The organism is Microbulbifer weihaiensis (genome assembly GCF_048323715.1).
Classification (GTDB): domain Bacteria; phylum Pseudomonadota; class Gammaproteobacteria; order Pseudomonadales; family Cellvibrionaceae; genus Microbulbifer.
In genome coordinates this window covers 554,979-574,323 of the sequence record NZ_JBLWFL010000001.1, presented here as the reverse complement: position 1 = coordinate 574,323, position 19,345 = coordinate 554,979, and the positions used below count along the sequence as shown (strand labels likewise).

The 19,345-nt window shown below is 59.5% G+C and carries 17 protein-coding genes; 11 read left to right on the top strand and 6 right to left on the bottom strand.

Annotation, left to right across the window (positions count from 1 at the left end):
• Positions 1–192 precede the first annotated feature (192 nt).
• Positions 193–1,680 (top strand): TolC family outer membrane protein, encoded by a 1,488-nt coding sequence (locus ACNKU7_RS02470; RefSeq protein ID WP_418295373.1) that lies wholly within the window; start codon positions 193–195, stop codon positions 1,678–1,680.
• 187 nt (positions 1,681–1,867) lie between these two features.
• A complete protein-coding gene (locus ACNKU7_RS02465; RefSeq protein WP_418295372.1) occupies positions 1,868–2,896 on the top strand; it encodes an NAD-dependent epimerase in 1,029 nt (342 codons plus the stop codon).
• A gap of 36 nt (positions 2,897–2,932) precedes the next feature.
• On the opposite strand, the gene ACNKU7_RS02460 is transcribed toward ACNKU7_RS02465, so the two are convergent.
• Both ACNKU7_RS02460 and ACNKU7_RS02455 read right to left on the bottom strand, forming a co-directional pair.
• Positions 2,933–3,658 (bottom strand): 3-deoxy-D-manno-octulosonic acid kinase, encoded by a 726-nt coding sequence (locus ACNKU7_RS02460; RefSeq protein ID WP_418295371.1) that lies wholly within the window; start codon positions 3,656–3,658, stop codon positions 2,933–2,935.
• A 104-nt stretch (positions 3,659–3,762) separates the two neighbouring features.
• On the bottom strand, positions 3,763–4,665 hold the full coding sequence (locus tag ACNKU7_RS02455) for a glycosyltransferase family 2 protein (protein ID WP_418295370.1): 903 nt from the start codon (positions 4,663–4,665) through the stop codon (positions 3,763–3,765).
• 192 nt (positions 4,666–4,857) lie between these two features.
• On the opposite strand from ACNKU7_RS02455, the gene ACNKU7_RS02450 reads away from it, so the two are divergent.
• From ACNKU7_RS02450 to ACNKU7_RS02440, 3 genes are all read left to right on the top strand, one after another.
• On the top strand, positions 4,858–5,544 hold the full coding sequence (locus tag ACNKU7_RS02450) for a hypothetical protein (RefSeq protein ID WP_418295369.1): 687 nt from the start codon (positions 4,858–4,860) through the stop codon (positions 5,542–5,544).
• Between the two features lie 97 nt (positions 5,545–5,641).
• Positions 5,642–6,478 (top strand): glycosyltransferase family 2 protein, encoded by an 837-nt coding sequence (locus ACNKU7_RS02445; protein WP_418295368.1) that lies wholly within the window; start codon positions 5,642–5,644, stop codon positions 6,476–6,478.
• Positions 6,479–6,533: 55 nt separating this feature from the next.
• Complete coding sequence (locus ACNKU7_RS02440; protein ID WP_418295367.1) at positions 6,534–7,433, top strand: glycosyltransferase; 900 nt, start codon at positions 6,534–6,536, stop codon at positions 7,431–7,433.
• 97 nt (positions 7,434–7,530) lie between these two features.
• Here the strand turns inward: ACNKU7_RS02440 and waaA are convergent, their stop codons facing one another.
• Positions 7,531–8,823 (bottom strand): lipid IV(A) 3-deoxy-D-manno-octulosonic acid transferase, encoded by a 1,293-nt coding sequence (waaA, locus tag ACNKU7_RS02435; protein WP_418295366.1) that lies wholly within the window; start codon positions 8,821–8,823, stop codon positions 7,531–7,533.
• A 200-nt stretch (positions 8,824–9,023) separates the two neighbouring features.
• Between waaA and ACNKU7_RS02430 the strand changes: the two genes are divergently transcribed.
• The 4 genes from ACNKU7_RS02430 to ACNKU7_RS02415 are packed head-to-tail and all read left to right on the top strand — an operon-like array spanning position 9,024 to position 13,418.
• Positions 9,024–10,124, top strand: a complete 1,101-nt coding sequence (locus tag ACNKU7_RS02430) for a glycosyltransferase family 4 protein (RefSeq protein WP_418295365.1) — start codon at positions 9,024–9,026, stop codon at positions 10,122–10,124.
• Complete coding sequence (locus ACNKU7_RS02425; RefSeq protein ID WP_418295364.1) at positions 10,121–11,560, top strand: O-antigen ligase family protein; 1,440 nt, start codon at positions 10,121–10,123, stop codon at positions 11,558–11,560. Before ACNKU7_RS02430 ends, ACNKU7_RS02425 begins: the two co-directional genes overlap by 4 nt.
• Positions 11,561–11,619: 59 nt before the next feature.
• The gene (locus tag ACNKU7_RS02420; protein WP_418295363.1) at positions 11,620–12,750 is read left to right on the top strand and encodes a glycosyltransferase; all 1,131 of its coding nucleotides are present in this window, start codon (positions 11,620–11,622) and stop codon (positions 12,748–12,750) included.
• Entirely contained in the window at positions 12,741–13,418 is a 678-nt protein-coding gene (locus tag ACNKU7_RS02415; protein ID WP_418295362.1) for a YrbL family protein, read from the top strand. The genes ACNKU7_RS02420 and ACNKU7_RS02415 overlap by 10 nt, the downstream gene beginning before the upstream one ends.
• Here the strand turns inward: ACNKU7_RS02415 and ACNKU7_RS02410 are convergent.
• On the bottom strand, positions 13,402–14,511 hold the full coding sequence (locus tag ACNKU7_RS02410; RefSeq protein WP_418295361.1) for a glycosyltransferase: 1,110 nt from the start codon (positions 14,509–14,511) through the stop codon (positions 13,402–13,404). The two genes, ACNKU7_RS02415 and ACNKU7_RS02410, sit on opposite strands and share 17 nt — an antisense overlap.
• Entirely contained in the window at positions 14,504–15,415 is a 912-nt protein-coding gene (locus ACNKU7_RS02405; protein ID WP_418295360.1) for a mitochondrial fission ELM1 family protein, read from the bottom strand. The genes ACNKU7_RS02410 and ACNKU7_RS02405 overlap by 8 nt, the downstream gene beginning before the upstream one ends.
• A 210-nt stretch (positions 15,416–15,625) precedes the next feature.
• On the opposite strand from ACNKU7_RS02405, the gene ACNKU7_RS02400 reads away from it, so the two are divergent.
• Complete coding sequence (locus ACNKU7_RS02400; RefSeq protein WP_418295359.1) at positions 15,626–16,654, top strand: glycosyltransferase family protein; 1,029 nt, start codon at positions 15,626–15,628, stop codon at positions 16,652–16,654.
• A 125-nt stretch (positions 16,655–16,779) separates the two neighbouring features.
• Positions 16,780–18,123 (top strand): UDP-glucose dehydrogenase family protein, encoded by a 1,344-nt coding sequence (locus ACNKU7_RS02395; protein WP_418295358.1) that lies wholly within the window; start codon positions 16,780–16,782, stop codon positions 18,121–18,123.
• A gap of 91 nt (positions 18,124–18,214) precedes the next feature.
• On the opposite strand, the gene ACNKU7_RS02390 is transcribed toward ACNKU7_RS02395, so the two are convergent.
• A complete protein-coding gene (locus tag ACNKU7_RS02390; protein ID WP_418295357.1) occupies positions 18,215–19,174 on the bottom strand; it encodes a branched-chain amino acid transaminase in 960 nt (319 codons plus the stop codon).
• Between the last annotated feature and the right edge of the window lie 171 nt (positions 19,175–19,345).

Genomic DNA, 19,345 nt, shown 5'->3' with positions numbered 1-19,345 from the left:
CCTGTTGCGTTCAACGCATAAGTAAAGAATCACAAACCGGGGCCAAGCCAGCACCGCCTTAAGAGCACCAATACAGACTGGCACCATGGTTTACAGGAAAAGCAGGCAGCCGCCTGCGGTGGCCCGCGCCACCCGACCCGGCCGCAGCGCCGGAAACTTGAAGACCGTAGCCGTCACAGGAACTCAATAGTAATGACAAGAAGTGCTAAACAGCGCACTCTGCGCCCGCTTAAATCCCTGCTCGCCGCCGCATTGATGGGTTTTGGCGCCATGCAGGCCCAGGCCGACACCCTGTGGGAAATCTACCTGCAGGCACTGGACAACGACCCGCAGCTGGCCGCGGATCGCGCCGCCTACCGCGCCGGCCTCGAAGCCGAAAACCTCGGGCGCTCTGCCCTGCTACCGCAGGTCAATGCTTCCGCGGAAGTAGCCAGGGTCGAAACCGACGCATCCACTGTTCGCACCCAGCTTCAGGAAGTCGTTGACGAAGTAACCGGCAATACCACTTCCCAGCTGATCAATTTCCCAATCTCGACCAGCTCCGATACTGATGACAAGACCTACTCCGCGAGCCTGAGCCAGGCACTGTTCGACCTGCCCGCGTGGTTTGGCTACAAGCAGGGCAAAAAGGTCAGCGAGCAGGCTGCAGCAGAATTCAGTGCCAACCAGCAGGACATGATGGTGCGGGTCGCCAGCGCCTACTTTGACGTACTGCGTGCCCACGACGTGCTCGAAGCGGCCCGCGCGGAAGAAGAAGCCCTGGCCAAGCAGCTGGAACAAACCCAGCAGCGCTTTGAAGTTGGCCTCACCGCCATTACCGACGTGTACGATTCCCGCTCCGCCTACGACAGCGCCCGTGCCCGCCGTCTCACCGCCCAGGACGATTTGCTGAGCAATTTTGACGCCCTGTCTGTGCTGACCGGCAAGCACCACGATACCGTGGCCCCGCTGGTGGAGAGCTTCTCGGTCGCGCCGCCAAATCCGGCCGATCGCGCATCCTGGGTCAACTTTGCCCTGGCGAACAACTTCAGTCTCAAAGCGGCGCGCCTGAACTCTGATGCAGCGCGCCTGGGCGCCCGCGCCTCGGCAGCCGATCACCTGCCGACCCTGAGCGGATCGCTCAGCTACCGCAAGGCCACCAGTGAAGGCGATACCGATGCCTTTGGTACCTCTATTCCGGTGGACGACGACATCGAAACCAGGATTGCCGCGATTACGCTGAACATGCCGCTCTACACCGGCGGCCGCCTCAGCGCCAGCCGTCGTGAAGCCCGCAACCTGGCCTTCCGCGCCGAGGACGTGCGCAACCTGACCGAGCGCAACACCATTCAGGACACCCGCACCCTGCACCGGGCCGTTACTACCGACGCATCCCGTGTAGAAGCGCGCGAACAGGCGGTTATTTCCGCCAAAAGCGCACTGGATGCCACCCAGGCCGGCTACGAAGTGGGCACCCGCAACATTGTCGACGTATTGCTGGCCCAGCGCACCCTGGCCCAGTCGCAGACCGACTATGCCAACGCCCTGTACGACTATGTCCTGAACACCCTGAACCTGAAACTGGTGGCCGGCCTGCTGGCGCCGCAGGACCTGCAGGAGCTGGACAGCAGCCTGAACCCCGGCGACCCCGTATCCCGTGCGCACATTCTGGATACCGGCGCGGTTCCATTCAGTAAATAACCGCTACTGATACCGCAGAAAAAAAAGGCCGGCACTGCTATAGTGCCGGCCTTTTTTGTGAGGGCCGTGTTGCGCAAGGTGCCCGATCAACCGCGGGCTACAATGTTGGAACGCTTTGCCGGGCCCCCGGCGGCCCGAACCGCCAGCCCTATTCAGCCATCTATTCAGTAGTGACCAAAGGTCGTCCATGAAGTGTCTTGTAACCGGAAACGCAGGCTTTATCGGTTTCCATGTCGCCAAAACCCTGCTTGAACGCGGCGATTCCGTTATCGGCATCGACAATGTAAACGACTATTACGACACCAGCCTCAAGGAAAGCCGGTTGCGGGAGCTGGACAATGTCGCCGGCCAGCAAGGCACCGATGTCGAATACCGGTTCTACCGCGGCAATATCGCCGACAAAAGCTTTCTCGACCAATGCTTTAGCGAGCACCAGTTCGACCGCGTAATTCATCTCGCAGCACAGGCCGGCGTTCGCCACTCGATCGAGCACCCGGAAGCCTATGTAGAGAGTAACCTGATCGGTTTCGCCAACCTGCTGGAAGCCTGCCGCCACGCTTCCAGCCCGCACCTGACCTACGCCAGCACCAGCAGCGTTTATGGTGGCAATACCACCATGCCATTCAGCGAGGATCACAGCGCCGACCACCCACTGCAGTTTTACGCCGCCACCAAGCGCGCCAACGAACTGATGGCGCACAGCTATAGCCACCTGTTCAAGCTGCCGACCACTGGCCTGCGCTTTTTTACCGTCTATGGCCCGTGGGGCAGGCCGGATATGGCACTGTTTAAATTCACCCGACTGATCCTCGAGGAGAAGGCGATCCCCGTATTCAATCACGGTCACCACAGCCGGGATTTCACTTATATCGACGACATCGTTGAGGGTGTTATCAAGTCCAGTGACCAGATCGCTAGTGAAGACGGCAACTGGTCCAGTGCTGACCCGAACCCCTCAACCAGTAACGCGCCCTACCGCGTTTTCAATATCGGCAACGGCGACCCGGCTCAGCTGTCTGAGTATATCGAAGCACTGGAGGAGTCTCTGGGGAAAAAGGCCATCAAGGATTTGCTGCCCATGCAGAAAGGGGACATCCCCGATACCCACGCCGATACCACCAGGCTGCAACAGGCGATTGGCTACAAACCGGGAACCGGGGTCAGGGAAGGTGTACAAAAATTCGTGGACTGGTACCGAAGCTACTACTCAGTGTGAAGCCCCTCTGTTCTGTGCCGGCAGGCAACGGCCGGCTCAGCCTGCCATTGCCCTGCGGTAACCTTCTTCCAGGGCCGCCCAGTTGCGATCGTCAAAATGAAACACCGGATGGCGCCCCATCAGCTTGTCCAGGGAGCGACGGAAGCGCGCAATATTGGCCTCCGCCTCCTGATTTGAGGGCGCGTTCCGGATAGCCCCCTTATCAAAGTCAATCAGGTAAAAATCGCCGTTTTCCGTCAGGAGAATATTGCTGGCGTTGAGATCCGGGTGATAGATATTGTGCTGATGGAAAAGCGCAACCAACGCACCGAGCTTGCTCCACAGTGCGTTATCCAGGGGCTCGCGGCACAGCCTTTCCGTGAGATTTTCAGAGTCCGGCACCCGCTCTGTAATGAGCGCTCCGCGATACGCCAGTGGCGGGACACTGACACAGCGCGCCGCCACCGGGCGCGGCACCGGCAGGCCCAGCTTGCGCATTTCGCGAAGTATATTGAACTCCCGCCACACCCGGGTATTGGCCAGCCGACTGTACAGATAGGACTTTTCCACCAGTCGCCCTGCGAGGCCGCCGCGGTGATACTGCTTGAATACCAGTTCTACGCCTTTGTACTCGAACATGACCGCCTTGCCGCGTTCGACCTGGGCACACGCACTGTTGGCCTGCAGCCACTCGCGGTTAAACAGCTTCTCGCAGTCGGCGCCGACGATTTCATCATCGTAGATTACTCTCGCCAGTTTACTCCTGAATTGTCGGTACCCCACGAGGACTCCCCTCCCATGCGCCAACCAGCGCTGCACAAACTCTTGGATTAAGAATATTCAAGCGCGCAAACGTCCGCGCCATAACCTCAGGAAAAGCCACAGCCTCAGGAAAAAAGGCCGCGTATTTTGCGCTCGATACGGTCCAGCACCTTAAGCCACCCCGCCCCCTGCATGGGGTCGTACGCCCAGGGCGACTTCAACTGGTGCTCACCGCGAACCTTCAGGTAATCCTCGGCCACAGGCAATTTGGGTGGCTCCTGGGCCTGCAACGCAGTCACTTCATCAACTGTCATGATTTCCAGCGGGTAAAGGCCACAGCGACGGGACCACTCCCCAAAGCGCAACGCCAGTGACTTCTGCTTTCCACGATACGCCCGGCCATTGGGCAACCACATGGAAAAAGGTACGCGCATCCGCGCCATGCGGCAGAAGATTTTCGCTGCCTTGCGATTATTCACCGACTCACCGACCTCAAACTGCCAGCCGACCTGGCGCAACCGCGCTGTATTCGCAATCAGCAGCGCGGAAAACCAGGTGCCGGTGGAGCGCTTGCCCGGGTACCAGAACCAGAAATCACGCTCTTTATCAAAGCGGAAATCGCGATTGGCCGGCTTTTTCAGTGAGAAACCACGCACGAATGCCGGAGAGATAAATCCCAGATCCGGCTGCTGCTCGAAACGCTCGCGCAACTCCAGGATGTCCGCTTCGCTCAGGTGGCGCACCATTTGCGTGTCGTCCTGCAGGAAACAGATCAGCTCGTCGTCGCTGGCCATTTCGTAGGCGGCCTGCATATTCGCATAGAGCCCGCCCAACTTGTGACCGGATTCTGCTGTTTTGTCGATAACCTGGTGGCGAGTGGCAATCTGCGCCAGTACACGGCGGGTGTCCGGGTCATCGCTGCCGTCGTCAATCACCGTCAACCGGCAGTGCGGCGCGCAGGTTTCGATGGACTGAATGCAGTTCTCGAGAAACGGGCCCCGATTATACGAAAAGACAAAAATGTGCATTTTTCTCTGTCCAAAAATTTTGGCGCAGCATACCAGAACCCCGTTATTCAGTCGCAAACCAGTGAACAACGTCGCAATCTGGTGAACAGAACGGCCATTCTGGAGTCGAACATTTAACTCTGATCGGCAAACTCCATAGACTGTTTAAGCATCACGCCATGGACTCGGCATATTAATAACACCGAGACCAGCATGACCAAGCGATTCGTTATCACCGGCTGCGGCCGCTCTGGCACTACCTACACGGCCAAAATACTGAGCCAGGTAGGCTGCCACTGTACCCACGAGCAATTTTTCACTGGAAGCAGGCCTAGTGCGCTGCAGACACTGATGGCTCGCAGCGGCCTGCGCCAACTCAACTGGGAATCAGCAGTCATCGGAGAGGCCGCATGGGAGGCTGCCCCCTGGTTGCCGCACCTCCCGGATGACACACTGGTCTTCCACCAGCTGCGCCATCCACTGGCCTTCATTCGTTCGCGCCAGAAAAAAGGCTGGGTGCACGGGCGCTTCCGCAGCCGCCACCTTCCCAATATTCCGCGTATGAGTAAAACCAGCTTCGCGGCGTTGCCACTCGCAGAACAGGCGGCGTGGCTGGCCCGTTTCTGGATAGACTGGAACGCGATGGTGGAATTACGGGCAGGGGGCAAGCGTTACCAGCGTTATCGCATCGAAGAGCTTGACCTTCACCTGCTGCAGAACATTCTGGATCAGGTGGGCTTTGCACACGATGGAAAGCAGTTACGGCAGGCCTTCGAAGCCCTCCCATGCAATGTAAATACCCGCGGGCAAAAGCGCGAAGACATTACCCTCGAACTGCTATCAAGTTCTCTCCGCAAAGAGCTCGAAGACGCTGCCGGATATTACGGATATCAACTCTGAACCGCCGGTCGCCGGCGGGTTCGCTTTACCCTAAGGCTTGGTATATCCTCCCCCGACTCCAAAACCCGCTATGCACACAGCCAACCGCAGAATGCCCATGAAATTGTCCGTTATCATGACAACCTACAATTCCCCGACCTGGCTCGAGAAGGTTCTGTGGGGATACAGCTGCCAGACTGAGCAGCCACTGGAAGTCATTGTTGCCGACGACGGCTCTACCAGCGAAACCGCTGAGCTGGTGGCCCGCATGCGCGAAGAAACGGGCCTTGATATCCGCCATGTCTGGCAGAAAGATGACGGCTTTCGCAAGTGCCGGATTCTTAACAAGGCCATTTTGCACGCGCGTGGTGACTACGTGGTGTTCACCGACGGCGACTGCATTCCGCGCGCAGATTTCCTGGCGGTGCACAAACGCCGCGCCGAGCCGGGGTACTTTCTGTCCGGCAGCTACTTCAAGCTGCCGATGAGCACCAGTGAAGCCATCACCAAGGACGACATCCTCTCCGGGCGCTGTTTCGACTACGCCTGGCTCCGGGAGAACGGCCTCAAAACCAAACGCAAGACCATGAAAATTCGCGCCGGCGAACGCTGGGCGCCGCTGCTGAACCGGCTCACGCTCACGGCCTGCAACCTGAAGGGTTCCAATGCCTCCGCATGGCTGAGCGACATACTGACGGTAAACGGTTTCGAAGAACGGATGGCCTGGGGCGGGCTGGATCGCGAATTTGGCGTCCGCCTGGAAAATGCCGGTATCAAGCCACGCCATGTGCGCTTCGATGCAATCTGTATCCACCTGGATCACCCCCGCGGCTATGCCGACCGGGAGATTGTCGCCCGCAACAAGGCGATGCGCCTGCGCGTGGCGCGTGAGGGTATCATCGAAACCCCGCAGGGCATCCGCCAGCTGACCGAAAGCGGTTACCGGCCGGAGTAAACACGTCGTTCAAGCCACTTAGGCCCGACTAGCGTTCTACAAAACCAAACAAAATATGACTAGCAAAACTCCCCAAAAGCACTGGTCCGACTCGATCGTCGAACTGTTTCTGCGTGCAGCCGCCAGCGGCTGGGTACCCGCATCGCTGTTCCAGAAACCACTGCCCGCAAAAGAGGCCCGCGCTGCACGTACCGGCAAGCTGGACATAGAAATTGTCAGCCACTGCTGGCAGTACTCCCACTTCCTGATTTACCAACTGAGTTCACTGGCGCTGTACCCGCCCACCAAAGCCACAGTGACCATGACCGTGTACTACAACAGTGAAGATACGCGCACAGCAGCTGTACTGGACTTCTTTGGCAAGCAACAGGTACACGGGGTAACCTGGAACTGGCGCGAGCTCCCGAAAAACAGCCTGTTCCGGCGCGCAATCGGCCGCAATGAAGCGGCACTGGCCACCAAGGCCGACTGGATCTGGTTTACCGACTGTGACCTGATGTTCCGGGAAAACTGTATCGACCAGCTCGCAGAGCTGCTGCAGGGGCGTACCGACAGCCTCGTGTTCCCTTCCCGTGAGCGGATAACCTCACTGCTGGCGGACGACGACCCGATGCTGAACTTTGACCCCAAGGATCTGCGAGTCATTGATATCGATGACTCCCGCTTCATCGAGCAGACCCGGGATCGCGCCACCGGCCCGCTGCAGATCGCCCACGGCGATATCGCCCGCGCCGGCGGCTACTGCAACAGCCTGGCCTATTACCAGAAACCCGCAGCAGGCTGGTGCAAAGCCCATGAAGACCGCGCTTTCCGCTGGTTGCTGGGCTCCCAGGGCGTCCCCCTGGAGATCCCAGGTGTTTACCGCATCCGCCATGTCAGCAAAGGCCGTTATACAGGCAGCAAGCTGAGTACCCAGATCCGCAGTAATGTGCGCAAGGCCACAGACAAGCACTGAGCCGGCGGCAGCATTCACTCAGCAATGAAAAAGCCTGGCATTTGGAATGCCAGGCTTTTTGTGGTTTTAGGCGTTAGTACGCAATCAATCCCGGTACTTAACCCTGCATCACGGCTTCGACTTCCCTCACAGTACGCGCCAGGGCCCCGGTGTTTTGCGCAGCCACTTCCCGCGCACGGGACCCTGCGGCCGCACGGCTGTCATCATCCGCCAGCCATGCTCCCACCTGCTGGGCCATCTGCTCCGCAGAGTCCACCACGGCAAGACCACCTGCCTCCTTGAGCAGATCAGAAACCACGCTGAAATTATGCAGGTACGGCCCGCAGACGACCGGCACACCCCAGGCCGCCGGCTCAATCATATTGTGTCCACCCACGGGAACCAGGCTGCCGCCCACAAAGGCTACATCGCAAGCGCCGTAAAACCGCAACAATTCACCCATGGTATCCCCTAGCAAAACCTGATCCGTGGCCGCTGGCGCTACCCCATCACTGCGCCGAGCCACGTTGAGCTTCCGCTCTCTGCACATTCTCGCTACGCCATCGAAGCGGATCGGATGCCTGGGCACCAGTACGAGCAGCAAATCCGGGAACTGTTCGCGCAACAATTTGTATGCGTCGAGCACTACCTCATCTTCACCAGCGTGCGTGCTCGCCGCCAGCAACACCGGTCGGCGGCGGCTCCCGCGCCACTGATGGGACAGGGCCTGGGCTTCACTCACCAACCCGGCGCCAATATGCAGGTCAAACTTGATACTGCCTGCCGCCACGACTTTTTCTTTTGGCATGCCCAGCTCGACAAACCGGGCCGCATCGGCGGGGTACTGTGCGACCACCTTGGTAAGATGGCTGAACATATCCCGACTCAGGCGGGAGATCCGCCCATAGCCCTTGGCGGACTTGGTACTGAGACGACCGTTGACCAGTACCGCGGGGATCCCCCGACCGGCGCATGCGGCCAGAAGGTTCGGCCACAGTTCCGTTTCCATAGTGACCAGAATATTGGGCCGCAACGCCCGCATAAAGGGCATCAGGCATTCGGGCAAATCAAACGGCAGGTAATAATGCAGCAGCCGACCGTTGAGGATAGGTTCCAGCGCGTCGTGCACACTCTGGGAACCGGTGGGGGTTGTAGTCGTCACCAGCCACTGCCAGCGGGGGTGGCGGGCGGCAAGCTCCTTGATCAAAGGGATGGCCGCGAGGGTTTCACCCACGGAGACCGAGTGAATCCAGATCAGGGGGGCGCGGCTCGCGCGATCAGGCACCACACCGAAACGCTCACGCCAGCGGCGCCGCCCTCCAGGCCTTGAAGGTACCATGCCAAAGCGCTCACTCCAGCGCTTGCGGTAGGCAGGATCAGCCCGGCCGCGCCACCACAGGTGCAACAACATGAACGGGAGGGAGAGCCTGAACAACCAGGTGTAAAGGTGGCGCATCAAATTTGAAACGAGATTTTGTTGACTTTCTACCGGGGAACGATTTCCGTGGAAATACCCCGAGCGTTTGGTAGCATTCTACTCCATCTCCGCGCCATGCTGGTGCGATCTACTTCCCGCAGTACCGTTTCTGCTGTAAATGAGCCAATTGTCCAATGAATATATTGATGGTCAGCAATGAGTTCCCGCCCAGTGTTGGCGGGGTGCAGACCCATGTATTCGAACTCTCCCGCGCACTGGTGCAACTTGGGCACCGGGTTCGGGTACTTTGCCGCCGGCGCGATAACTCGACACCCGCCAGCGAGCAACTGCAGGGCATTGAGGTTGAGCGACTTTCCCTGCCCGACAACCACCTGATCTACGACTGGCGCCTCGGGCGACGACTGAGACAGTTGATCGAGCAGGAAGGATTCGAACTCACCCATGTCCACGGCATGCGCCCATTGCGGGCCTGCGCGAGACAGAAAGTGCCGACACTGTTCACCAATCATACGTCCTCGTTTGTGCGCAGGGCCGAACATAGCCAGCGCACGCGCGACAAGATGTCCAGACTCCTTAAACCTGTCGCCAGTGTGCTGACACCCAGCGAGATACTTGCGGAAAAAACCCGCGCCGTCGGCTACGCCGGCCCAATCACCTTTATCCCCAACGGGGTCGACAACGCCCTGTTCAGCCCCGGCCCATCAGATTTCAGGAAGCAGCAGGGGATTCCCGAAGATGCATTTGTCATTGCGATTGCCTGCCGGCTGGTTCCGGTAAAAGGGGTTCGCTACCTCGCCCAGGCCGTGGCGGAAATAGCCGATCCTCGCCTGCACCTGGTGATCGCCGGGGACGGTAACGAGCGGGCGGAGATCGAGCAAACACTGCAGCACAAGATCCAGAACGGTCTGGTTCACATGCTGGGCGCAGTGGACAATGCGCAGATGCCGGATATCTATCGCGCAGCCAACGCCAGTGTGCTGCCATCACTCATGGAAGCGACCAGTATTGCAGGCCTCGAGGCCATGGCCTGTGGCCTGCCACTGATCGGCTCGGATGTAGGCGGTATCCCCTATATCATCCGCCACGAGTCCACCGGACTGCTGGTAGACGCCGAGTCGCCCCAGCAACTCCAGAATGCCATTGAGCGGCTGCTGAAGCGGCCGGATGACTGCGAGGCCATGGGGCAGCGCGCCCTGGAGAGGGTCGCCGCTGAATTTACCTGGCAACACGTAGCAGAACAGGTGCTCCAGCACTATCAGAAGATTTGTCTATGAACCCGAGTCCTGAAACCCTCGACAACAACCCGGCGCCTGCCGTGTATTCGCCATGGCACCACCACTGGCTCGGCAAGTCCGGCTGGCAGCCAAACCAGCTGATGGCATCGCGGCCCTGGTTGCAAGCCACCGGGGTTCTCGCGTTGCTCGTATTTGCCTTTTTTGGAATCAGCCTCGATTCGGTTCCAGAGAAAGCCGCCATACTTGCCAACCTCTGCGGGCTCGCGATGCTGGCCATTTACGGCAAGCCGGTTGACGGCGTATCCCTGCGCAGATCGGCCATTGTCTGGCTGGCCCTGACCGCCATAGGCATCGCGCTCGTCTCATGGATAGCCTCCAGGCTGTGGCATCCACAATGGGCCGAGTCCTCCTTCAAGGTACATCGGCTTACGGCCTGGTTCGCCATGATTCCCGTTGCCGTCATTCTCGGCGGGCAGTCGCGCAATGCCCATATCCTGTGGGCAGTAGCGCTCGCCGGCCTGCTTCTATCGCCGTGGATTTCCGGGGGTGGCCTGGAGGAGTGGCAACAGGGTTTTGCTGGTTCGCGCATCGACTTCGGCCTGCACAATGCCCAGCACACAGCGATGTTGTTTGCCACCGCCGCACTCGGGCTGCTCGCATTTGCCCCGGCGATTTTACGCCGGCGCAAATACGCATGGCTGGTTCGGCTGGGATGGTTTCTCGCCCTCGCCATCAGTATCAGTGCAGTAATCCTCACCCAGACCCGAGGGGTATGGGCCGGCTTCCTGGCAGCACTGCTTGTTTTGCTCGGTGCCAGTGCAGTTGCCCTGAACAAGCATTTCAAGCGCCATCGCGGCTATTTCGCCACTGCAATCGCGGCCGCCGGCTGTGCTGCACTCCTCGCGGGCTATTTATCCCTTGGGGATATCGTCACCCATCGCCTGGAAGCCGAACAGGAGACGTTGGAACTCATGCAGGAGGGCGACCTGGAGAAGGTTCCCTTCAGCAGCACCGGCATTCGCCTTCACACTTGGGTCGAGGCCACCCACTGGATAGCCCGGCACCCGATTGTCGGCTGGGGCGGGAACGGGCGCAGCCTGATCTTCGAGCATTCCGAAAACCTGCCGCCGGAGATCAAGCAGCGATTTGGCCACCTGCACAACAGCTACCTGGATCTACTGGTCAGTTTCGGTTTGCTCGGGTTACTGCTGCTGGCCGCCATGGCTTACTGGTTCGCCAGTCGCTGCATCCGCTATTACCGCGCGGGACTGCTGTCCGGTAGCAACCTCACATTCGCCTTCTCGTTTGCAGTCTTGTTCGCCATTATCAACTGCTTCGAATCGTACCTGTTCTTCGACAGTGGCAGGCTGCTGCTGGCGATTGTTGGCGGGGGACTGCTGACCCAGCTATGGGCAGCCAAGCGCCAGCTGGCGGCCGCGGCAAGCGGGGCCAGGTGTGCCCCCAACACGGACTGAACTGGCATGTTCCCCTATAATCCGCGCCTGAAACTCATACCACGGCGGGGAAGTATTCTGTGAAAGTAATCCAGTTATTGCCTGCGTTAAATTCCGGCGGGGTTGAACGCGGCACCCTGGATCTGGCTCGCGCTCTGGTGAGCGCTGGACACGAGTCTATCGTCGTATCCAGCGGCGGCCGTCTGGTGGCACAACTGGAACGCGAAGGCAGCCGGCACATCGCGTTGCCAGTGCACAAAAAGTCCCTGACCAGTTTGCGCCAGGTGCGCCCCCTGCGCCGGCTGATACAGGAGCTGCAACCGGATATCCTGCATGTGCGCTCCCGGGTGCCCGCCTGGCTTACGTACCTCGCCTGGAAAAAGCTGTCGCATAAATCCAGGCCGCGCCTGGTAAGTACCGCGCACGGCCTGTATTCCATCAATCGCTACAGCGCCATCATGGCAAAAGCCGAACAGGTCATCGCCATTTCCGACTGCGTAAAGAACTACCTGCTCGATAACTATCGCGATTACCTGCACGCGGAACCCGAAACCATTTACCGCGGCGTCGACACCAGCGAGTTTTCCCCCGACATCCCCTCGCCAGCGGGCTGGCTCGATACCACGCTGGAAGCGTTCCCCGCATTGCGCAGCAAGCGCTGGCTGCTGCTGCCCGGAAGACTGACGCGCTGGAAAGGGCAGGAAGACTTTATTCAGCTGGTTGCCGAGCTGGCAAAAAGCCGCAGCGATATTCACGGTGTTGTGCTCGGCGGGGCGGAAAAGAACAAAGAGCACTTTGCCGAAGAACTGCAGGTACTTGCCCACAGGCTCGGGGTGGCACACCGCGTTTCTTTTGTCGGTCACCGCAGTGACATCCGCGAGTGGTACCGCCACGCCGCGCTGGTGTACAACCTGTCCAAGAAACCGGAACCTTTCGGGCGCACAGTGATTGAAGCCGCCGCCATGGGCACGCCAATCATTGGTTACGACATCGGCGGCCCCGCCGAATCCCTCCGCGGCTGTTTCCCCGCTGGTCTGGTGGAAAACGGCAACCTGAAAGCATTGCTCGAGACCAGCCATCGATTGCTGGAAAGCGATGAAAAACCAGTACTCGCCCCCGCTTTTACCTTTGCCGAGCAGGCCGGACGCACCATCGCGCTGTACGAGAAAATGCTCGCGGAGAATCGCGCTGGAAACGGAGCATGCAATTGATCGACCTGAGCAAGTCACTGCCATTCGCATCCGGAGGCAACCGCCACTGCTATCGCCACCCGCACTTTCCGGATCGCTGTGTGAAAGTCATGCTCCCGGGCCGGATTGCGCGCCTGCGCAAACGTGCCCCCTGGTACAAAACGTTTTTTAGTGACGCCCAGTTTGACGACAATGTGCGCGAAGTTGAGGGGTACAGCCAGCCGGCCCTGCACAATGTGCCCGCGGACAGTCCAGTCTGGCAGCATTTGCCGCGCTGGTATGGGATGGAAGAAACCACGGAAGGGCCGGGCGCGGTATCCGAGCTAATCCTCGGGAGCGATGCAAACCCTGCCATCACCCTCGAACACTACCTGCAGGAACACGGGCTGGACGAACCCATCCGCGGCGCGCTGGATCGCTTCGCCCAATGGCTGAGAGCCACCAGGGTGATGACGAAAAACATCCTGCCCCACAACCTGGTCATTCGCGAGTCGGGAGATCAGCTGCAACTGGTACTGATCGACGGCCTGGGGCGCGGCACCTTCCTGCCGTCCGCACTGCTGCTTGATCGCTCCGGCGCCCGCTATATCGAACGTCGCATCCAGCGGATGTGGGCGCGAGTGGAGTGGGAAGTGTCGGATCGGGCATTGACCTGGAAACAGGCGGAAAAGCTCAGCCGCCGGCGTTAATGCCGGACTGCCCTAAAGCCTCCAGGTACACCTGCCAGGTCTCTTTTGCCATCGCGTCCAGGGTCAGGCGCGCGCGGGCGCGCGCGAAGTAAGGGCTGTAGTTATCCCGCAAAGCTTCCCGATCCCCAAGTGCAGCCGTCAATGACACGGCCAGCCCCTGCACGTCATCAATCCCGGCCAGGTATTGCGCAGGGATGTTTTCCGCCACGTAACCCACATCCGTGGACACCACCGGACAACCGGCCAATAACGCCTCTGCCACCGTGTAGGGTCCACCTTCATAGCGGGAGGCGATCACCATCAGGTCTGCCGCTGAGTACCAGTCGGCAACCTGCGGTTGATAGCCGACAAAGCGTACGCGGTCACCGAGTTTCAATTCGTCTGCGAGCTGCTGTAACGCGCCTTTAAGAGGCCCATCGCCCAGAAGGTAGAGCACAGCATCCCCTACCTGCGCCATCGCCCAGGCACGCAGCAAGGTATCCAGCCCTTTGGCGGGCACCAAGCGCGCAACGGAGATCACCGCGGCCCGGCCCGCATCCAAATGCTCGCGATAACTTGTCCCCGGTAGTGGCAGCGTGGTGCCATTCGGGATCACCCGCCATTCCAGCGCTGAATCGGATATTGCGCGGTGGCTCACTGCGATGCGGTGCGGGAAGTGCTTTGCCAGGCTGTCTCTGGGGTGCGGGATATTGTGCCGGGTTATCACCACTTTCCCGCGGATCCACCGCTGCAAATCCCGCATCAGGTTCGCGGGTTTGCCACCGTGGGTGTGCACCAGGTCGAATTGGTGACGGCGCAGTAGCCGCAATAACTGCAAACTGAGCAACGGATTGCGGCGGCTGCGATCAGTATTCAACGCCAGAAAGTGAACGCCAGCGGGAAACATCGCCCGATAACGGGGATGTGCAATCACATAAACTTCAGCAGTGGTATTGTGCAGCTGCCAGCTGCACTGCTCCTGCACATGTTTCTCCAGCCCGCCCACTTCCTGGCTGGAAAACAGGTGGCAGATTCTCAGCACCGGACGCTCCGCGGTATTGCCCTCCGGCGTCACGCGGCCATCAGCGCGCAAATGGGTCACGTGCTCACGCACTGAACTTATCCCCGGCCACGGAAAAGCCCGACCGCAGCAACAGTGCCCGGGCGCAGCTTACCTGCTGGTTAAAAGGCTTGCGTGTCGGCAATAACGCTGGTTCCAGAGCGATGTCCTCGGTTACCAGCCCCTGATCAATAAGGCGCTGAACCGCACTGCGGATTTTGTTGCGGGGATTGCGACTGGGCAAGCTGATGATGCCAACCCGCGCCCGGCTCTGCAGCGCTTCGAAAATCATCGAAACACTGTCTCCTGTGACCCAGATATGGCCGGCACGCGCCATCTGCTCCGCCAGCCAGCCCGGCGGGCACTGCTGCCAGGGGTAGAGCCCTGCACCACTGTCCGCAAAGTGGTCGAGTGTCCCTTCCGGGGTGCGACGACTGTCTGCAACCACCCACTGCAAGGGCTGCTGCAACAACCGCTCGGCGTGCGCCAGCACTTTCTGGGCATCCCAGTGAAAATGCTTGCTCGGGCCACCAAACAGCAAAAGTCCGCGGTTCGGCTCGACAGGAAAGTCCGGCAGAGGCTCGGTCAACGCGCCCTGGGTCAGGATCACATTCTCGACGGAAGGCGGGCGGTCATGTTCCGGGATAATGGCAAAATCAAACCAGTCAATCGGCAGGCTGGGGGCCATAATCACGACACTGCGGCCGCCAAAGCAGCGACGGGCCCGCAGTACCGCCCAGTGGCTGCGATGGCCGGCACCCAGGATGAAATCCGGCTTTGGCAGGCGGTGCAGCGTCTCGGGTAACCTCCCCCACAGGGGAACCTGAATCTCGCTGCAGGACAGATCCCGGCAATCCACCCGCTCCGGGCCCAGGCAACTGCGAAGCCCGCTGACCAGGGCGGCACTTTGCTTTTCGTGCGCGCGATTGCCGTCCAGAAAACGCCAGATTGTAAGCACCGCCGGCCTCCCGTGTCCCCACCCGGTATGAAAGCGGGCATGCTACCCCAGCTATCGGTGCTAATACAGCGATTGGGCCACCGGTTCGTGCCGGCACAATTGAACCGCGGGGGACCGCCGGTATAATGCCCGACAACTGACCAACTTCGCCCGATACACCTTCCCGCCGATAAGGCATACCGGTACTGCTGGCCTTTCGAACCTATACCTATGCGCATTCTTCACATCGACAACCACCAGCAACGCAAGTATGGGCACATCAGGGTCAGCTGGGCACTCAAGCTCTATACAGGCTTGATACGGGCCGGTCACAATGTTCTGGCCTTCAGCGACCGGGACGTAGCCGCTTTCGAGGCGCCACTCGGCATTCGCGAGCTCGGCAAGAAGAAAACCAACCTGCGGTTACTGCAAACCGTAGAAGCCTTTGAGCCGGAGCTGATCATCTTTGGTCATTGCGATCTGATAGAGAACAGCACTTTTGCCGAAATCCGCCGGCGCCACCCGGATATTGTCCTCGCCGCCTGCAATAACGATCCTCTGTTCGTGCCCAGGAATGCGGCCAATATCGACGCCCGCTGCGAAGTCGCCGATGCCATGTTCGTGTCGACCGGCCCCGAGGCGCTGGACATCTTCGCAGGCAAGCGGGCCAGCCTCTGGCACATGCCAAATCCGGTGGATCCCAGCATCGATAGTGCGGATACCAGCCGGTTGCCCACCGATGACCCGGCCCTGGAAGCAGACCTGCTGTTCTGCAGCAAATCGCAACAGCATACACAGCGGGGGCAATTGGTATCCAATTTGCAAAACTCCCTGCCGGAGGGGTTTCGCTTCCATACCCCCGGCATGTTCGACCAGCCCACGCTGTGGGGGCGGGATTACGAACGCAAACTGGCACACAGTAAAATGGGGCTGAACCTCAATCGCCAGGAAGGCTATCAGTGGTATTCCTCGGCGCGCATCGCGCAAATGGCCGGCAATGGATTATTGGTATTTACCCACGCTGCCGCCCGATTTGACGAGTTCATGCCCAGTGAAACACTGGTCTACTTCCGCGATGAGTCGGAGCTGCAGCAACTGGTAGCCGAATTTCACTGCGACGATGCGAAGCGCCAGCACTGGGCTTCCAATTGCCGGGCATTTTTCCACCGGGAAATCAACAATACCCTGTACGCCCAGTACATCGTCGAGGCAGCTACGGAAGTACCCTTTACCCACGATTATGTATGGGCGCCACGGTAATCCACGCCCGGCGCACAACAGGCTCGCCTTGTGCTTGAGGCAGCTGTCATAATTACCCTTTGAAATACGCTTTTATATGCCAGGTCAGCGGCACATAGGCGGCCAGAAAATGGAGAACACAACCCATGAACGTGACCGTGTTTGGAACCGGATACGTCGGACTTGTACAGGCCGCAGTACTTGCGGAAGCGGGCCACCGTGTAACCTGCATCGATATCGATGAGAACAAGATTGAGCGCCTGAAGCAGGGACATATCCCCATTTTCGAGCCGGGGCTCGAGCCGATCGTCAAGCGCAACAATGAATCCGGGAACCTGGCATTTTCCACTGATGCCGCCGCCGGCGTGGCCCACGGTGAGCTGATTTTCATTGCGGTCGGTACCCCACCGGATGAAGACGGATCCGCGGATTTGCGCTATGTGCTCACCGTGGCCCGCACTATTGCCGAGCATATGAACGGCAAGAAATACATCATCAACAAATCCACGGTTCCGGTTGGCACCGCAGACAAGGTGCGCGAAGAAGTGACCCGCACCCTGGCGGAGCGCAATGCGCTGAACCTGGAATTTGATGTGATCTCCAACCCGGAATTCCTCAAGGAAGGCTCTGCGGTAGCCGACTGCATGAAGCCTGATCGCATCATTATCGGCACCTCGGAGAACGCATCCGAGCAGAAGATGCGCCAGCTCTACGCCCCGTTTAACCGCAACCACGACAAGGTGATTGTCATGGACGTGCGCAGTGCGGAGCTGGCCAAGTATGCAGCCAACTGCATGCTGGCCACCAAAATCAGCTTCATGAATGAAATGGCCGTGATCGCCGATCGCGTCGGTGCCGACATCGAGGCGGTGCGCCAGGGTATCGGCTCCGATCCACGCATCGGCTATCACTTTATTTACCCGGGTATCGGCTACGGCGGCTCCTGTTTCCCGAAAGACGTACAGGCCCTGAAAACCACTGCCGCGCAGCTGGGCATCGAGCCGCAGGTACTCAATGCAGTGGAAAACCGCAATGCCAGCCAGAAGCTCTACCTGCTGGACAAGATTGTGCAGCGCTACGGCAGCGACCTCAGCGGCAAGACGTTTGCACTGTGGGGCCTGTCGTTCAAGCCGAATACTGACGATATGCGCGAGGCACCCAGCCGGGTACTGATGGAAAACCTGTGGCAGATGGGGGCCAAGGTGCGCGCCTTCGACCCGGAAGCCATGCAGGAGTGCGAGCGCATCTACGGCAGCCGCGATGACCTGCAACTGTGCGGCACCCGCGACAGCGCCCTGGCCGGTGCGGATGCATTGATCATCGCCACCGAGTGGCAGCTGTTCAAAACCCTCGATTTCGGCACCGTGCGCGATGCGCTGAGTGAGCCCGTCGTGTTTGACGGCCGCAACCTGTACCACCCACTGGACATGGCGGAAGCGGGTTTCGACTATTACTGCGTTGGCCGCCCGCAAGTGGTACGCCCCCAGTAAGCGTTACCTGCCCAGAGCCGACCGGTATTCCCGGAACAAAAAAAGGCGGAAACCTTGCGGTTTCCGCCTTTTTTATAGGGTCAGCAGAATGTCAGGCGGAGGCGGCCTGAACCGGCGCGCAGGTTTCATGCACATCACTCAGCCAGCCCATATGCGCGGAGCTCTTGCCCTGTACCGCATCAAAGTACATTTGCTGCAGGCGCTTGGTGATCGGGCCGCGACGGCCCGCACCGATGGTGCGTCCATCCAGCATGCGGATTGGCAGCACTTCCGCCGCGGTGCCGGTAAAGAAGGCCTCGTCGGCAATATAGACTTCGTCGCGGGTAATCCGTTTTTCCACAACCTTGTAACCGCACTCTTCCGCCAGCTGGATGACGGACTTGCGGGTGATACCGTCGAGACAGGAAGTCAGTTCCGGGGTGTAGATGACACCGTCGCTGACCAGGAAAAAGTTCTCACCACTGCCCTCAGCCACATAGCCTTCAGGATCCAGCAGCAGTGCTTCCTCGCAGCCATTGCGGATCGCTTCCTGCAGCGCCAGCATGGAATTGATGTAGTTGCCGTTCGCCTTCGCCTTGCACATGGCGATATTGACGTGGTGGCGGGTGTAGGACGACGTATTCACCTTGATGCCAAGTTCACGGGCTTCCGGGCTCATGTAGCTCGGCCACTCCCAGGCCGCCACGATGACGTGGGACTGCAATTTGTCAGCGCGCAGTCCCATACCTTCAGATCCGTAAAACACCATCGGACGCAGGTAGGCTTCCTTGAGACCATTTTCACGCACCACCAGGCGATGCGCCTCATTCAGCTGTTCAGCGTCGAACGGCATCGGCATATTCATGATCTTGGCAGAACGGAACAAGCGGCGGGTGTGATCCTGCAGGCGGAAAATACTGGTGCCGCCATCCGCCGTCTCGTAGGCGCGTACGCCTTCGAACACGCCCATTCCATAGTGCAGTGTGTGGGTGAGTACATGCACCCGGGCATCGCGCCACGGAACCAGCTCACCATCAAACCAGATAACGCCGTCTCGATCGGCAAAAGACATGGGAAACTCCTACAAGAATTCTATTTTGCACTCTGTAGGAGCGGCCTGGGGAAGGGGTGGAACGGTCAATGCCGGATCGAACCTTTTCGCCTGCAGGCAGGCTCCTACAGCACAGAGCCTGATGAAAAACAGTTTAATCGGGCAGCGGAACATATCCGGGGAGCAACAGCC

Coding starts and splice junctions, on each gene's coding strand:
- ACNKU7_RS02470 (WP_418295373.1), top strand. CDS start 193: ATGACAAGAAGTGCTAAACAGCGCACTCTGCGCCCGCTTAAATCCCTG.
- ACNKU7_RS02465 (WP_418295372.1), top strand. CDS start 1,868: ATGAAGTGTCTTGTAACCGGAAACGCAGGCTTTATCGGTTTCCATGTC.
- ACNKU7_RS02455 (WP_418295370.1), bottom strand. CDS start 4,665: ATGCACATTTTTGTCTTTTCGTATAATCGGGGCCCGTTTCTCGAGAAC.
- ACNKU7_RS02450 (WP_418295369.1), top strand. CDS start 4,858: ATGACCAAGCGATTCGTTATCACCGGCTGCGGCCGCTCTGGCACTACC.
- ACNKU7_RS02445 (WP_418295368.1), top strand. CDS start 5,642: ATGAAATTGTCCGTTATCATGACAACCTACAATTCCCCGACCTGGCTC.
- ACNKU7_RS02440 (WP_418295367.1), top strand. CDS start 6,534: ATGACTAGCAAAACTCCCCAAAAGCACTGGTCCGACTCGATCGTCGAA.
- waaA (WP_418295366.1), bottom strand. CDS start 8,823: ATGTTGTTGCACCTGTGGTGGCGCGGCCGGGCTGATCCTGCCTACCGC.
- ACNKU7_RS02430 (WP_418295365.1), top strand. CDS start 9,024: ATGAATATATTGATGGTCAGCAATGAGTTCCCGCCCAGTGTTGGCGGG.
- ACNKU7_RS02425 (WP_418295364.1), top strand. CDS start 10,121: ATGAACCCGAGTCCTGAAACCCTCGACAACAACCCGGCGCCTGCCGTG.
- ACNKU7_RS02415 (WP_418295362.1), top strand. CDS start 12,741: ATGCAATTGATCGACCTGAGCAAGTCACTGCCATTCGCATCCGGAGGC.
- ACNKU7_RS02400 (WP_418295359.1), top strand. CDS start 15,626: ATGCGCATTCTTCACATCGACAACCACCAGCAACGCAAGTATGGGCAC.
- ACNKU7_RS02395 (WP_418295358.1), top strand. CDS start 16,780: ATGAACGTGACCGTGTTTGGAACCGGATACGTCGGACTTGTACAGGCC.
- ACNKU7_RS02390 (WP_418295357.1), bottom strand. CDS start 19,174: ATGTCTTTTGCCGATCGAGACGGCGTTATCTGGTTTGATGGTGAGCTG.